13 protein-coding genes are annotated in these 13,706 nt (G+C 72.3%); 8 read left to right on the top strand and 5 right to left on the bottom strand.

What is annotated here, in order from left to right; genetic code table 11:
* Positions 1–3: 3 nt before the first annotated feature.
* Both ABZ172_RS09440 and ABZ172_RS09435 read right to left on the bottom strand, forming a co-directional pair.
* Positions 4–1,407, bottom strand: a complete 1,404-nt coding sequence (locus tag ABZ172_RS09440; protein WP_356881903.1) for a family 2B encapsulin nanocompartment shell protein — start codon at positions 1,405–1,407, stop codon at positions 4–6.
* A gap of 321 nt (positions 1,408–1,728) precedes the next feature.
* The gene (locus ABZ172_RS09435) at positions 1,729–3,156 is read right to left on the bottom strand and encodes an FAD-linked oxidase C-terminal domain-containing protein (protein ID WP_356881901.1); all 1,428 of its coding nucleotides are present in this window, start codon (positions 3,154–3,156) and stop codon (positions 1,729–1,731) included.
* 324 nt (positions 3,157–3,480) lie between these two features.
* Here ABZ172_RS09435 and ABZ172_RS09430 point away from each other — a divergent pair, with 324 nt between their 5' ends.
* Positions 3,481–4,071 carry an N-acetylmuramoyl-L-alanine amidase gene (locus ABZ172_RS09430; protein WP_356881899.1) on the top strand — a complete coding sequence of 197 codons (591 nt, stop codon included), beginning with the start codon at positions 3,481–3,483 and terminating at the stop codon, positions 4,069–4,071.
* Positions 4,072–4,136: 65 nt separating this feature from the next.
* Positions 4,137–5,069 carry a pyridoxal-phosphate dependent enzyme gene (locus ABZ172_RS09425; protein WP_356881897.1) on the top strand — a complete coding sequence of 311 codons (933 nt, stop codon included), beginning with the start codon at positions 4,137–4,139 and terminating at the stop codon, positions 5,067–5,069.
* Here the strand turns inward: ABZ172_RS09425 and ABZ172_RS09420 are convergent.
* Positions 5,039–6,646: a Na+/H+ antiporter gene (locus ABZ172_RS09420; RefSeq protein ID WP_356881895.1), complete on the bottom strand. Its 1,608-nt coding sequence runs from the start codon at positions 6,644–6,646 to the stop codon at positions 5,039–5,041. The two genes, ABZ172_RS09425 and ABZ172_RS09420, sit on opposite strands and share 31 nt — an antisense overlap.
* A 35-nt stretch (positions 6,647–6,681) precedes the next feature.
* Here ABZ172_RS09420 and ABZ172_RS09415 point away from each other — a divergent pair, with 35 nt between their 5' ends.
* The 3 genes from ABZ172_RS09415 (at position 6,682) to ABZ172_RS09405 (ending at position 8,545) form a co-directional block, all read left to right on the top strand.
* Positions 6,682–6,942 carry a UBP-type zinc finger domain-containing protein gene (locus ABZ172_RS09415; protein ID WP_356881893.1) on the top strand — a complete coding sequence of 87 codons (261 nt, stop codon included), beginning with the start codon at positions 6,682–6,684 and terminating at the stop codon, positions 6,940–6,942.
* Positions 6,943–7,172: 230 nt separating this feature from the next.
* The gene (locus tag ABZ172_RS09410; RefSeq protein WP_014154139.1) at positions 7,173–7,586 is read left to right on the top strand and encodes an anti-sigma regulatory factor; all 414 of its coding nucleotides are present in this window, start codon (positions 7,173–7,175) and stop codon (positions 7,584–7,586) included.
* 23 nt (positions 7,587–7,609) lie between these two features.
* Entirely contained in the window at positions 7,610–8,545 is a 936-nt protein-coding gene (locus ABZ172_RS09405; protein ID WP_356881891.1) for an RNA polymerase sigma factor SigF, read from the top strand.
* 24 nt (positions 8,546–8,569) lie between these two features.
* Here the strand turns inward: ABZ172_RS09405 and ABZ172_RS09400 are convergent, their stop codons facing one another.
* Positions 8,570–9,022 (bottom strand): hypothetical protein, encoded by a 453-nt coding sequence (locus ABZ172_RS09400; RefSeq protein WP_356881889.1) that lies wholly within the window; start codon positions 9,020–9,022, stop codon positions 8,570–8,572.
* Positions 9,023–9,162: 140 nt separating this feature from the next.
* Here ABZ172_RS09400 and ABZ172_RS09395 point away from each other — a divergent pair, with 140 nt between their 5' ends.
* Complete coding sequence (locus tag ABZ172_RS09395) at positions 9,163–10,131, top strand: diacylglycerol kinase family protein (protein WP_356881887.1); 969 nt, start codon at positions 9,163–9,165, stop codon at positions 10,129–10,131.
* 319 nt (positions 10,132–10,450) lie between these two features.
* On the top strand, positions 10,451–10,708 hold the full coding sequence (locus ABZ172_RS09390; RefSeq protein WP_003953983.1) for a WhiB family transcriptional regulator: 258 nt from the start codon (positions 10,451–10,453) through the stop codon (positions 10,706–10,708).
* Positions 10,709–10,882: 174 nt separating this feature from the next.
* Here the strand turns inward: ABZ172_RS09390 and ABZ172_RS09385 are convergent, their stop codons facing one another.
* Positions 10,883–12,349, bottom strand: coding sequence for a PAS domain-containing sensor histidine kinase (locus tag ABZ172_RS09385; RefSeq protein WP_356882157.1), 1,467 nt, complete (start codon positions 12,347–12,349; stop codon positions 10,883–10,885).
* 528 nt (positions 12,350–12,877) lie between these two features.
* Between ABZ172_RS09385 and nagB the strand changes: the two genes are divergently transcribed.
* The gene (nagB, locus tag ABZ172_RS09380; protein WP_356881885.1) at positions 12,878–13,663 is read left to right on the top strand and encodes a glucosamine-6-phosphate deaminase; all 786 of its coding nucleotides are present in this window, start codon (positions 12,878–12,880) and stop codon (positions 13,661–13,663) included.
* Positions 13,664–13,706 lie beyond the last annotated feature (43 nt).

Below are 13,706 nucleotides of genomic sequence, written 5' to 3'. Positions count from 1 at the left end.
GCGTCACCGCCAGCGGCTCACCTCCACGTTCTCCAGGACCCCGAGGGCGTCGGGCACGAGGACGGCGGCGGAGTAGTACGCCGTCACGAGGTACGAGATGATCGCCTGCTCGTCGATGCCCATGAAGCGGACCGAGAGGCTCGGCTCGATCTCGTCCGGGATGCCGCTCTGCTGGAGCCCGATGACCCCCTGGTCCTCCTCACCGGTCCGCATGCAGATGATCGAGGTGGTGCGGGCGTCGGTGACCGGGATCTTGTTGCAGGGGAAGATCGGCACCCCGCGCCAGGCGGGCACGTGGTGCCCGCCGACCTCGACGCTCTCCGGCACCAGGCCGCGCTTGTTGCACTCGCGCCCGAAGGCCGCGATGGCCCGCGGGTGGGCGAGGAAGAGGTTCGATCCGCGCCGCCGCGACAGGAGTTCGTCCATGTCGTCGGGGCCGGGCGCGCCGTCGTGGGGCTGGATCCGCTGTCCGTAGTCGCAGTTGTTGAGGAGGCCGAACTCCCGGTTGTTGACGAGCTCGTGCTCCTGGCGCTCCCGCAGCGCCTCGACCGTGAGCCGCAGCTGCTGCTCGGTCTGGTTCATCGGCTGGTTGTAGAGGTCGGCGACCCTGCTGTGGACCTTCAGCACGGTCTGGGCGACGCTCAGTTCGTACTCACGGGGCGCCGACTCGTAGTCGACGAAGGTGTGCGGGACGACGCTCTCGCCCACGTGCCCGGCCGAGAGGTCGATCTCCGCCTCGCCGTAGGGGTTGGTCCGCTGGTGCGGAATGGCGAGGAGCCCGGCGAGGTGGTCGCGGAGCGAGTCGGCCCGCGCGGCGAGGTTGAGCACGTCCGAGCGGCGCAGGGTCAGCAGGGTGCAGGCGGTCACCGCGCGGGCGGTGTACTCCCAGGTCGCGTCGCCGTCCACCAGGACGTGGTCGCCGAAGTAGGCGCCGTCGGCGAGGACTCCGAGCACCGTCTCGTCGCCGTACGGGCCGGTGCCGATCTTCTCGACCCTGCCGTGGGCCAGCAGATGGACGCGGTCGGCGGCCTCGCCGGACGAGGCGAGCACCTCGCCGGCCTCGACGTCGCGCTGCTCGCACCGGCGCGCCAGCTCCGACAGGACCTCTTCGTCCGCGAAGTCGCGCAGCGCGGGGAGCTCTCCGAGCTCGGCGGGGATGACCGCGACCCGGTCGCCCGTCTGGACGAAGGTCACCCTGCCGTCCCCGACCGAGTGGCTCAGCCTGCGGTTCACCCGGTACGTGCCGCCCTGCACCTGCACCCAGGGGAGCATGCGCAGCAGCCACCGCGAGCTGATCTCCTGCATCTGCGGGGCGGACTTGGTCGTCGTCGCGAGGTTCCGCGCAGCCGCTGTGCCGAGACTCTGCTGCGGCGGCTGCGTGTCGCGAACCTCTTCACCAACGGACATCCGACATCCTCTCGATCATGGTCTGACCTGCGAGAAGAAGACTTGCAGCCGGAGGACACCGCGCGCTATTACACAAAAGAGTGTGACTATTCGGGCCCGTGCGGGGCATGTCGGCACACCCCGGGGCCCGGGGCAGGGCCGGGAGCAGCGGCTCCGGACGGATGAACGAACGAGCCGGCGCCCCCGGGGCTCACGACGGTGCGGCGGGGGTCCTCCCCCGCGCCGGCCGGGTCCCGCGGCCGGCGTCCGGCCGGCGGGCCGCCGCAGACCGGCGCAGACCGGCGCGGGCCGCCGCGGACCGGCGCAGACCGCCGCGGCCGCTCAGGGGACGAGCGGCGCTCCCGACACGACGACCTTGCCCGGGTTGAGGATGCCGTACGGATCGAGGGCGGCCTTGACCGCCCGCTGCATGGCGAGGTTGACGGGACCGAGCTCGCGGTCCATGCCGCCCATCTTCAGCAGGCCCACGCCGTGTTCTCCGGTGACCGTGCCGCCGAGCGCGATGGCCGCGTCGAGGATGTCCTCGAAGGCGAGCTGGGCGCGGGCCCTGGCCGCGTCGTCGCCCGGCTCGGTGATGATCAGCGGGTGGAGGTTCCCGTCGCCGGCGTGGGCGATGTTGGCGATGAGGACCTCGTGCTCGGCGGCGATCTCCTCGACGCGGGCCAGCATCCGCGGCACCTGGGAGCGCGGCACGACGACGTCCTCGGTGAGGACCGGCCCCAGCCGTTCCAGCGCGGGGTAGGCGAGCCGCCTGGCCTGGAAGAGGGCGTCCGCCTCCGCCTGGTCGGTGGAGACCTCGGCCCACACCGCGCCGGCCTCCGCGAAACAGGCCCGTACGGTCTCGGCCTCGGCGTCGCCCGCGGCCCCCGGGGTGTCCACCCGGCCGAGCAGGATCGCGTGCGCGTCCGCCGCGAGGCCCATGTTCTTCCAGTCGTCGACGGCCTTCAGGCAGTGCCGGTCGAGGAGTTCGAGCGCGGAGGGCACGACCCCCGCCGCCGTCACCCGGCTCACCGCGTCGCCGGCCGCGACGACCGAGTCGAAGAAGCCCGCCACCGTGCGCTCCGGGGGCCGGGCGCCGCGCAGCTTCACGGTGATCTCGGTGATCACGCCGAGGGTGCCCTCGGAGCCGACGAGCAGGCCGCACAGGTCGTACCCGGCGACCCCCTTCGCGGTCCGCCGGCCCACCCGCACGACCTCGCCGAGGCCGTTGACGGCCTCAAGCCCGAGCACGTAGTCGCGGGTCACGCCGTACTTGACGCAGCACATGCCGCCCGCGTTGGTGGCCGCGTTGCCGCCGATGGTGGACCAGGGCGAGCTCGCCGGGTCCGGCGGGTACCAGAGGCCCTGTTCGGCGCAGGCGGCGCGCAGGTCGTCGTTGACGACGCCCGGCTGGACGACGGCGAGGCGCTCCACCGGGTCGATGCGCAGGATCCGGTTCATGTCCTCGAAGGAGAGGACGACCGCGCCGTCCACCGCGTTGGCCCCGCCCGACAGCCCCGTGCCCGCTCCGCGCGGGACCACCGGGATCCGGTGCTCGGCGCAGTACGCGACGACGGCCCGGACCTCCTCGGTGTCCTGCGGCCGTACGACGGCGAGGGGCAGCCCCGCCGGGGCCCACTCCGCCTCGTCGCGCGCGTACCGGCCCAGGCTGTCCGGGTCGGTGATGACCTTGGCCGCCGGGATCCCGTCGGCTGCGTTCGGCTGCTGCACGGCCGCTGACCACCTCTCTCGCCCTGGCGCGCCCCGCATCCGCCGCGGGGCCGCGCCCCTCCATGATGACGCGCCCCCGCCCGGTCGGGGGCGGGCGCCCCGGGGCGTGTCCGCACCGGTGGGACGGGGTCCGGCGGGCGGGACGGCCGCGCACCCGTACGGGCGGCCGCGCGTCCCGGCGCCGCGCGGTTCCCCGGCGCCCGGCGGGTCCGCCCAGGACTGAGCGCGCCCAGCCGGGGCACGCGCACTGTCCGGATCGGATCGCACACGGCGCGAACACCGTCCGAACAGGTTTACCGGAGCCTTGTGTTCCGGTAGAAGCGCTGTACGGACTCGCTCCCCGGCGAACAGAAGGAGTCGGCCATGTCCTCACCCATGTCCGCGAGCAACTTCCTGAAGGCACTGAAGGACGAGGGGCTCACCGTCGTCCAGGTCGGCGACTGGCGTACCCACAACCGCAACCACAAGGGGCCCTGGGGGCCGGTGCACGGCGTGATGCTGCACCACACCGTCACCAAGGGCACGGCGCGCACCGTCGAGATCTGCCGCGACGGCTACGCGGGCCTGCCGGGCCCGCTCTGCCACGGCGTGATCGCCAAGGACGGGCGGGTCCATCTGGTCGGCTACGGCCGTGCCAACCACGCCGGGCTCGGGGACGACGACGTCCTGCGGGCCGTCATCGCGGAGAAGGGCCTGCCGGCGGTCAACGAGGCCAACACCGACGGCAACCGGCACTTCTACGGCTTCGAGTGCGAGAACCTCGGCGACGGGAAGGACCCCTGGCCCGCCGTCCAGCTCGAAGCGATAGAGAAGGCCTCCGCCGCGGTCTGCCGCTTCCACGGCTGGAACGCCCCCTCGGTCATCGGGCACCGGGAGTGGCAGCCCGGCAAGGTCGATCCGCGGGGCTTCTCCATGCCGGGGATGCGCAACCGGATCCACGACCGCCTGAAGTAGGGCCGCTCGGCACCGCCCGCCCGCGCGGCACCGGTCACCCGCGCGGCACCGCCCACAATGGGGGCATGGACCACGGAGCGCTCGACCTCTCCCGGCTGCAGCCGGTGCTTCCCTCACCGCTGCAGCCGGCCGAGGACGAGCGCTTCTCCCGTCACGGGGTGACCCTGCTGCTCAAGCGCGACGACCTGATCCACCCCGAGCTGCCGGGAAACAAGTGGCGCAAGCTCGCCCCCAACCTGCGGACCGCGGCCGGCCGGACCGTGCTGACCTTCGGCGGGGCCTGGTCGAACCACCTGCGGGCCACGGCCGCCGCCGGACGCCTCCTCGGGTTCCCCACGGTCGGCGTCGTACGGGGCGAGGAGCTGGCCCACCGCCCGCTGAACCCCTCCCTCGCCCGCTGCGCGGCCGACGGCATGCGTCTGCACTTCGTGGACCGGACGACCTACCGCGCGAAGACCGCTCCCGAGGTCCTGGACGGCCTGCTGAGCCGTTTCGGGGACTGCGTGGTCGTCCCGGAGGGCGGCAGCAACGCGCTCGCCGCACAGGGCTGCACAGAGCTCGGCCGCGAACTGCGCGGCCGGACCGGCACGGTGGCCGTCGCCTGCGGCACCGGCGGCACCCTCGCCGGGCTGGCCGCCGGCCTGGACGGCCGGCAGCGTGCCCTGGGCGTCCCCGTGCTGCGCGGCGGCTTCCTGGGCGAGGCGGTGCGCGGTCTCCAGCGGGAGGCCTTCGGCGGCCCGGCCGGGCGGTGGTCCCTCGACGAGCGCTTCCACTTCGGCGGGTACGCCCGCACGCCCCCGGAGCTGCACGCCTTCGCCGACGACTTCGAGGACCGGCACGGTCTGCCCGTCGAGCGGCTCTATGTGGCCAAGCTGCTGTACGGGCTGACCGTGCTGGCCGGGGAGGGCGCGTTCCCCGCGGGGTCCACGGTCACCGCCGTCGTCACCGGCGGCCCCGAGCCCCGGGATCAACCCCCGGAGCCGTCCGACTCCCGGTAGGCGGCGGCCTCCTCCAGGTCCAGCCGGCGCAGCAGGGCGCGCAGCATCTCGTCGTCGATCCGCCGCTCGTCCCTGAGGCGTACGAACACCTCGCGCTCGGCCGCGATCATCTCCCTCGCGAGCCGTCGGTAGGTGTCGTCCGCCGACTCTCCGGTGACCGGGTTCGGCCGGCCGAGCCTCTCCCACACGGCGTTGCGGCGGCGTTCCATCACGGTGCGCAGCCGCTCGGTGAGGGGGTCGGGCAGGGCGTTGCGCGGATCTGCGAGCAGGGCGTCCAGCCGGGCGTCCGCGACCGTGGACGCCTCGCTCTGCGCCTGGGCCTCGGCCAGTGTCTCGGCCCGCTCGTCGCGCCCCGGCAGCTTCAGCACCCGCACCAGGAGGGGCAGGCTGAGCCCCTGGACGACGAGGGTCCCGATGACGGTGGTGAAGGTCAGGAACAGCACCAGGCTGCGTGCCGGGAAGTCCGCCCCGTCGTGCGTGACGACGGGGATCGAGAAGGCGATGGCCAGCGAGACGACCCCGCGCATCCCGGCCCAGCCGACGATCAGGGGGGACGTCGGGGGCAGCGGGCCCTCGCGCTCCCTGATGCGCCGGGAGAGCCACAGCGGGAGATAGCTGGCCGGGTACACCCACAGGAAGCGCACCACCACCACGGCGACGAACACGAGGACCGCGTACTGGACCGCCTCCAGCACGCTGTAGGTGCCCAGCTCCCTGAGGACGAAGGGCAGCTGCAGGCCGATCAGCGCGAAGACCGCGGACTCCAGGACGAACGCGACCATCTTCCAGACCGCCGCCTCCTGGAGCCGGGTCGCGAAGTCGACCTGCCAGGAGCGGTGCCCCAGGTAGAGCGCGACGACGACCACGGCGAGCACACCGGAGGCGTGCACGCGCTCCGCCGCCGCGTACGCCACGAAGGGGATCAGCAGCGACAGTGTGTTCTGGAGCAGCGCCTCCCTCAGATGGGTGCGCAGCCAGTGCAGCGGCACCATCAGCAGCAGCCCCACGCCGACGCCGCCGACGGAGGCCAGCAGGAACTCCCCGATCCCCTCGCCCCAGCCCATGCCCTCGCCGACCGCGGCGGCGAGCACCACCTTGAAGGCGGTGATCGCGGTGGCGTCGTTCACCAGGGACTCGCCCTGGAGGATCGTGGTGACCCGGGCGGGCAGGCCCACCCGGCGGGCGATCGCCGCGGCGGTGACGGCGTCCGGCGGGGCGATCACGGCGCCGAGCACCAGCGCGGCGGTGAGCGGCAGGTCCGGCACGAGGAGGTAGGCCAGCCATCCCACCGCGAACGTCGCGAAGAGCACGTACCCCACGGAGAGCAGGGCGACGGGCCGCAGATTGGCCCGCAGGTCCAGGTACGAGCTGTCGACCGCCGCGGTGTACAGCAGGGGCGGCAGCAGCAGCGGCAGCACGACGTGCGCGTCCAGGGTGTAGCTCGGCACCCCCGGCAGGTACGAGGCCAGCAGCCCGGCGGCGACCAGCAGCAGCGGGGCGGGCACCGGTGTCCGGCGGGCGGCGCCCGCCACCGCCGCGCTTGCCGCGACGAGTGCCACCAGCGGCAATGCGTCCATCTCACAGTCCTCACATCCGACGTAACGTGGCCATCATGAGTGAGTGCCTGCATGTATCCGAACTGCCGCGCCCCGAGCCCGCCCCGCTCGACGACACCTGTCCCGAGTGCCTGGCGGCCGGCACCCATCCCGTGCAGCTGCGGCTCTGCCTGGTCTGCGGACACGTCGGCTGCTGCGACTCCTCGCCGCTGAAGCACGCCTCGGCGCACTTCGCGGCGACCGGTCATCCGGTGATGCGCAGTTTCGAATGCTCCGAGAGCTGGCGCTGGTGCTTCGTGGACGGTTCGATCGTCTGAGGCCTGGGTACGTCAAACCGGCGCCGGTTCTTCGCAATTGACCGCCGCAGACCACTAGCCACTGTGTGTGCTCATGTGCCTACCATGAGTGATCAGGAAGTGGTGGTCTCGGCGACACGGCATCATGGGTCGCGACAGCGTCGCCGAACCACTGGACCGACGACGGACCGCACGGCCCCGGGCATCCGTCCCGGAGCCTCGAACGAGTTTGTGCCACCTTGGAGGTGAGGGTGTCCCAGATCGCAGGCGAGCCCGGGAACCAGGACTTCGTAGAGGTCCGGCTGCCCGCTGCGGGTGCCTACCTGTCGGTGCTGCGTACGGCCACGGCCGGCCTCGCAGCGCGCTTGGACTTCACTCTCGACGAGATCGAGGATCTTCGCATCGCGGTCGACGAGGCCTGCGCGATCCTGCTTCAGCAGGCCGTGCCGGGCTCCGTCCTCAGCTGCGTGTTCCGGCTCGTCGGCGATTCCCTCGAGGTGACCGTCTCGGCGCCCACGACGGACGGCCGCGCCCCCGAGCGCGACACCTTCGCCTGGACGGTGCTCTCCGCACTGGCCGGCAAGGTCGACTCCACGGTCGCCGACGACCGCACGGTCAGCATCAGCCTCTACAAACAACGCGGCGCGGGCCCCGGTCCGGCGTGAGCGACGGGAACGGGGACGGTCCTGTGCGGGACGAGACGATCCGGCCGGGGGCGGTGCGCCCGGCGGCCCTTCCGGAGCAGCAGGCCCGGCCGCACCCGGAGGGCGGGGCCGAGGACGCGGACGAGGCGCGGGGCGGTCCGGCCGCGCCCGATCAGTCACAGGCGGAGCGGGCGGGCCGGATGAGCGAGCACGGGCACCACGATCCACACGACCGCAGCGGGGCGCGGGCGCTCTTCGTCGAGCTGCGCGCCCTGCCCGACGGTTCGCCGGAGAAGGCCGAGCTCCGCAACCGGCTGGTGCGGATGCACCTGCCGCTCGTGGAGCACCTGGCCCGCCGGTTCCGCAACCGCGGCGAGCCGCTGGACGACCTGACGCAGGTCGCCACGATCGGGCTGATCAAGTCGGTGGACCGGTTCGACCCGGACCGCGGTGTCGAGTTCTCGACGTACGCGACCCCCACGGTCGTCGGCGAGATCAAGCGGCACTTCCGGGACAAGGGCTGGGCGGTGCGGGTCCCGCGGCGCCTCCAGGAGCTGCGCCTGTCGCTGACCACGGCCACCGCGGAGCTCTCCCAGCAGCACGGCCGCTCGCCCACCGTGCACGAACTGGCGGAGCGCCTGGGCATCTCCGAGGAGGAGGTCCTGGAGGGGCTGGAGTCGGCGAACGCCTACAGCACCCTCTCGCTCGACGTCCCCGACACGGACGACGAGTCGCCCGCGGTCGCGGACACGCTGGGCTCCGAGGACGAGGCGCTGGAGGGCGTCGAGTACCGGGAGTCGCTGAAGCCGCTGCTGGAGGACCTCCCGCCGCGGGAGAAGCGGATCCTGATGCTTCGCTTCTTCGGGAACATGACGCAGTCGCAGATCGCCCAGGAGGTGGGCATCTCCCAGATGCACGTCTCCCGGCTGCTGGCCCGCACCCTGGCCCAGCTCCGCGAGCGGCTGCTCGTCGAGGAGTAGCCGCGGGCGGGCCGCCGTGCCGGGTCAGGCGCCGGGGTCCGCGCGCGGCCCCCGGTCGATGCCCAGCGCCTTCGTGGTCGCCGGGTCGAGGACGAGCACGAGGCCCGTCACGGCGACCGCCGCGAGGACGATGCCCAGCGGGATCAGGGCGCCCTGGGCCCGCAGCAGGGTCCAGGCCACCGGCAGCGCCATGAGCTGGGTGATGAGCGCGGGGCCGCGGCTCCAGCTCCGCCGCCGCAGCAGACCCCGGGCGGCGAGGAGCGGGATCAGGCCGAGGGCCGCCAGGGTGAGCCCGCCCATCTCGGCCTGCTGGATGCTGTCGGGGCGCCCGAGCAGCCCGACGGCCAGCATGTAGAGGCCGCCGACGACGAGCGCGGCGCCCTCCAGCGCGTTGAGTGCGGCCAGGGCGGCGATCCGGCCCGGCTTCTCCGGCCCGGCCGACGGGGACGGGGCGGGCGTGTTCTGCTGAGTGCTCACGCCCTTCAGATTCGCATCCCGGACCGCCGGGGGCGAAGCCGGGGAGGCACGGCGGAGGGCCGGTCACACTGCGTGACCACCCGGGGACCCGGCGGATCGGGGCTTCGGGACGGCGCCGCGCGGTGGGTAGTCTGGCGTGCATGCGCGCACTTCTCGTGGTCAACCCAGCTGCCACCACTACCAGTGCGCGGACCCGCGACGTACTGATCCACGCCCTCGCCAGCGAGATGAAGATCGAGGCCGTGACCACGGAGTACCGCGGCCACGCCCGGGACCTGGGACGCCGGGCGGCGGACTCCGACGACGTGGACCTGGTGGTCGCCCTCGGGGGCGACGGCACGGTCAACGAGGTGGTCAACGGCCTGCTGCACGCCGGCCCCGACCCCGAGGGCCTGCCCAGCCTGGCCGTGGTCCCCGGCGGTTCCACGAACGTCTTCGCGCGGGCCCTGGGCATCCCCAACGACGCGGTCGAGGCGACGGGCGCCATCCTGGACGCCCTCGCGGACCGCAGCGAGCGCACGGTGGGCCTCGGTCTCGCGGCCGGCACCCCGGGCACGGCGGACGAGGCCGTCCCCGGAAGATGGTTCACCTTCTGCGCGGGGCTGGGATTCGACGCCGGGGTCATCGGCCGGGTCGAACAGAAGCGGGAGCGGGGCAAGCGGTCGACCCATGCGCTGTACGTGCGCCAGGTGCTGCGGCAGTTCATGGACGACCCGCACCGGCGCAACGGGATGATCACCCTCGACGTCCCGGGGCGGGCCCCGGTCAGCGACCTCGCGCTGTCGATAATCTGCAACACCGCACCCTGGACCTACCTGGGGAACCGCCCGATATACGCCTCCCCGAAGGCCTCCTTCGACAGCGCCCTGGACGTCCTCGGCGTGAAGCGCCTGTCCACTCCCGCGGTCACCCGGTACGCCACCCAGCTGCTCACTTCGAGCCCCGAGAAGGGTCCGCACGGCAAGCACACGGTCTCCCTGCACGACCTCACGGACTTCACCTTGCATTCAAAGGCTCCACTGCCCTTCCAGATGGACGGCGACCACCTGGGACTGCGTACGAGCGTGACGTTCACAGGCGTACGCCGTGCACTGCGTGTGATTGTGTGAGTCGAAGGGGCCAAAGTCCTTTAACTCGAACGTTTGGGCTGGCCCCCACCCCTTAGAAGTACGGCTGTGACCTAGTCGACACCGAGGAATCAAAAAAAACTTTCCAGAAGGGGTTGTATCCGCCGCCGAGGTTTGCGAATCTCTACATGGCGATCGGGACGGCCCGCAACACCGGCCTCCCTGAGAGCAAGAACCCCTTCTCACCACAACAGGACCACATCCAGCTCATCTGGGCGTCGGACCTTCGTCTGCGGGGGGATTCGTGAAAGCGTTCACATTCACAAGCACCAGCATGTAATACCAAGGAGAGGTAGCAGCCATGGACTGGCGTCACAACGCCGTTTGTCGTGAGGAAGACCCCGAGCTGTTCTTCCCCATCGGCAACACCGGTCCTGCGCTGCTGCAGATCGAGGAAGCCAAGGCCGTCTGCCGTCGCTGCCCCGTCATGGAGCAGTGCCTGCAGTGGGCGCTCGAGTCCGGTCAGGACTCCGGCGTCTGGGGTGGCCTCAGCGAGGACGAGCGCCGCGCGATGAAGCGCCGCGCCGCTCGTAACCGGGCGCGTAACGCCAGCGCCTGACCGACGCCCCCCGCACGACGAGCCTCAGCCAGGCGGCGCGTACAGAGCGTACGCACAGTCCCGCCTTCGAGTCGCAGCGCGCAGTACCCCCGAAGCGCATCGCATCGTGAGCATCACGCAGTGGGCCCGGACCGTCACCACGGTCCGGGCCCACTGCTGTGCGCCGACGGGCGGCTACCTGGTGCTCTGCACCGGGATGTCCAGCACGACCTGGGTCCCCCGCACCGGGGCCGGGACCATGTCGAACGTGCCGCCCAGTTCGCCCTCCACCAGGGTCCGCACGATCTGCAGGCCGAGGTTGCCCGCCTTGCGGTGGTCGAAGCCCTCGGGCAGTCCGCGCCCGTCGTCGGTCACGGTGATCAGCAGCCGACTCCCGGCGGACGGGCCGCCGCGCACCGCGGACACCTCCACCGCTCCCTGCTCGGCCACGGTGAACGCGTGCTCCAGGGCGTTCTGCAGCACCTCGGTGAGCACCATGGAGAGCGGAGTGGCCACTTCCGCATCGAGCACCCCGAAGCGTCCCGTGCGGCGGCAGGTGACCTTCCCGGGTGAGATCTCCGCGACCATCGCGATCACGCGGTCGGCGATCTCGTCGAACTCGACCCGCTCGTCCAGGTTCTGGGACAGCGTCTCATGCACGATGGCGATCGATCCGACCCGTCGCACGGCCTCGTCGAGCGCCTCACGGCCCCGCTCCGAGTCCATCCGCCGCGACTGGAGCCGCAACAGGGCGGCCACCGTCTGGAGGTTGTTCTTCACCCGGTGGTGGATCTCCCGGATGGTGGCGTCCTTCGTGATCAGTTCCCGTTCGCGGCGGCGCAGTTCGGTCACGTCGCGGAGCAGCACCAGCGAACCGATGCGCACGCCCTTGGGCTTGAGCGGGATCGCGCGCAGCTGGATGACCCCGCCGGCGCCCTCCACCTCGAACTCCCGCGGGGCGTAGCCGCTCGCCACCTTCACCAGGGCCTCGTCCACCGGGCCGCGGGACGGCGCGAGTTCGGCGGTCGTCGCGCCGAGGTGGTGGCCGACGAGGTCCGAGGCCAGGCCGAGCCGGTGGTAGGCGGAGAGGCCGTTGGGGCTGGCGTACTGCACGACGCCGTCGGCGTCGAGCCGGATCAGCCCGTCCCCGACGCGCGGCGAGGCGTCCATGTCGACCTGCTGGCCGGGGAACGGGAAGGATCCGGCGGCGATCATCTGGGCCAGGTCGGAGGCGGACTGGAGGTAGGTGAGCTCCAGCCGCGACGGGGTGCGGACGGTGAGGAGGTTGGTGTTGCGGGCGATGACGCCCAGGATCCGCCCCTCCCTGCGCACCGGGATCGACTCGACCCGGACGGGCACCTCCTCCCGCCACTCCGGGTCCCCCTCGCGCACGATGCGCCCCTCGTCGAGGGCCGCGTCCAGCAGCGGACGGCGTCCGCGCGGCACGAGGTGGCCGACCATGTCGTCCTGGTAGGAGGTGGGGCCGGTGTTGGGCCGCATCTGCGCCACGGAGACGTAGCGGGTCCCGTCCCGGGTGGGCACCCACAGGACGAGGTCGGCGAAGGACAGGTCGGAGAGCAGCTGCCACTCCGAGACCAGCAGGTGGAGCCATTCGAGATCGGTGTCGCTCAGGGCGGTGTGCTGGCGGACGAGGTCGTTCATGGAGGGCACATGTGCGAGCGTACCCGCGGAATCGCGGAGGTTCCGAACCGATCGGGCGGTGCGTGCGTGACACCGGGAGAGGACGGGGAGGCTCCTGAGAATGTCCGGTCCGACGGATGGACAGGGCGTAATGGTCTAGTCCACAATGCACCACGTGGGGGTACGACGGCCGAGCCGCAGCCCCCGCGCGACAGACCTCCGCCCTCCCCGCACAGGAGGGCGGACCGAGGCACCCGGCGCTCTCTGCCCTGACTGCGCCGGTGCCTCCCGTGGCCGGAGGCACCGCACACCGCCGGCCAGGCAGCTCCGGGCTGCGGTGCCGGACGGGCCGAGGGTCCCGTCCCGGCGCCGCGGCCCGCGGGTGTTTCCGGGGCCCTCCCCCGCCACGGACGTCACCGCCCGCCGACCGGATCACCACCCCGTGACCTGGACGCGCGCGGTTCACCTGCGCGCCGCGCCGTTCTGCTAGATTGGGGTCACAATTGGTCTATACCACATGACGCCACTCTCCAGATCGGCAGGCACAGCGTGGAAGTTGTCATCGTCCCGGACGCCGCGGCGGGCGGCGCGCTCGTCGCGGACGCCATCGCGGCCCTGCTGAGCCGCAAGCCCGACGCCCTGCTCGGCGTCGCCACCGGCTCGACGCCGCTGCCCGTCTACCAGGCCCTGGCCGCGAAGGTCCGGTCCGGGGCCGTGGACGCCTCGCGCGCCCGGATCTGCCAGCTCGACGAGTACGTCGGGCTGCCCCCGGGCCACCCCGAGTCCTACCGCTCGGTCGTGCTGCGCGAGGTCGTCGAGCCGCTCGGCCTGTCCGAGAAGTCGTTCATGGGCCCGGACGGGGCCGCCGAGGACGTGCAGGCGGCCTGTGACGCCTACGACCACGCGCTCACCGAGGCGGGCGGGGTCGACCTCCAGCTGCTCGGCATCGGCACCGACGGGCACATCGGCTTCAACGAGCCGTGCTCCTCGCTCGCCTCCCGCACCCGCATCAAGACGCTGACCGAGCAGACCCGGATCGACAACGCGCGCTTCTTCGACGACGACATCGAGCAGGTCCCGCGCCACGTCATCACCCAGGGCATCGGCACGATCCTGGAGTCCCGCCACCCGGTCCTGCTGGCCACCGGCGAGGGCAAGGCCGACGCGGTGGCCCGGACGGTCGAGGGCCCGGTCGCCTCGGTGGTGCCGGCCTCCGCGCTGCAGCTGCACCGGCACGCCACCGTGGTGGTGGACGAGGCGGCGGCGTCCAGGCTGAAGCTCGCGGACTACTTCCGCGCCACCTACGCGGCCAAGCCGCGGTGGCAAGCCCTGTAGGAGCACTCCCGTACGCGCGAGGGCCGGGTCACCGTGACGGTGA

Origin of the sequence: Streptomyces sp. NPDC006296, from assembly GCF_040613235.1 — a bacterium.
Taxonomy (GTDB): Bacteria; Actinomycetota; Actinomycetes; order Streptomycetales; family Streptomycetaceae; genus Streptomyces.
Note: the sequence above shows the minus strand (reverse complement) of the source record. Positions and strands in the feature narration are given on the sequence as shown.

What these genes read in the sequence shown, in the direction of transcription:
- ABZ172_RS09425 (WP_356881897.1), top strand. Translation starts at nt 4,137, where the DNA reads ATGGACCACGGAGCGCTCGACCTCTCCCGGCTGCAGCCGGTGCTTCCC.
- ABZ172_RS09420 (WP_356881895.1), bottom strand. Translation starts at nt 6,646, where the DNA reads ATGGACGCATTGCCGCTGGTGGCACTCGTCGCGGCAAGCGCGGCGGTG.
- ABZ172_RS09395 (WP_356881887.1), top strand. Translation starts at nt 9,163, where the DNA reads ATGCGCGCACTTCTCGTGGTCAACCCAGCTGCCACCACTACCAGTGCG.
- ABZ172_RS09390 (WP_003953983.1), top strand. Translation starts at nt 10,451, where the DNA reads ATGGACTGGCGTCACAACGCCGTTTGTCGTGAGGAAGACCCCGAGCTG.
- ABZ172_RS09440 (WP_356881903.1), bottom strand. Translation starts at nt 1,407, where the DNA reads ATGTCCGTTGGTGAAGAGGTTCGCGACACGCAGCCGCCGCAGCAGAGT.
- ABZ172_RS09435 (WP_356881901.1), bottom strand. Translation starts at nt 3,156, where the DNA reads ATGCGGGGCGCGCCAGGGCGAGAGAGGTGGTCAGCGGCCGTGCAGCAG.
- ABZ172_RS09415 (WP_356881893.1), top strand. Translation starts at nt 6,682, where the DNA reads ATGAGTGAGTGCCTGCATGTATCCGAACTGCCGCGCCCCGAGCCCGCC.
- ABZ172_RS09430 (WP_356881899.1), top strand. Translation starts at nt 3,481, where the DNA reads ATGTCCTCACCCATGTCCGCGAGCAACTTCCTGAAGGCACTGAAGGAC.
- ABZ172_RS09385 (WP_356882157.1), bottom strand. Translation starts at nt 12,349, where the DNA reads ATGAACGACCTCGTCCGCCAGCACACCGCCCTGAGCGACACCGATCTC.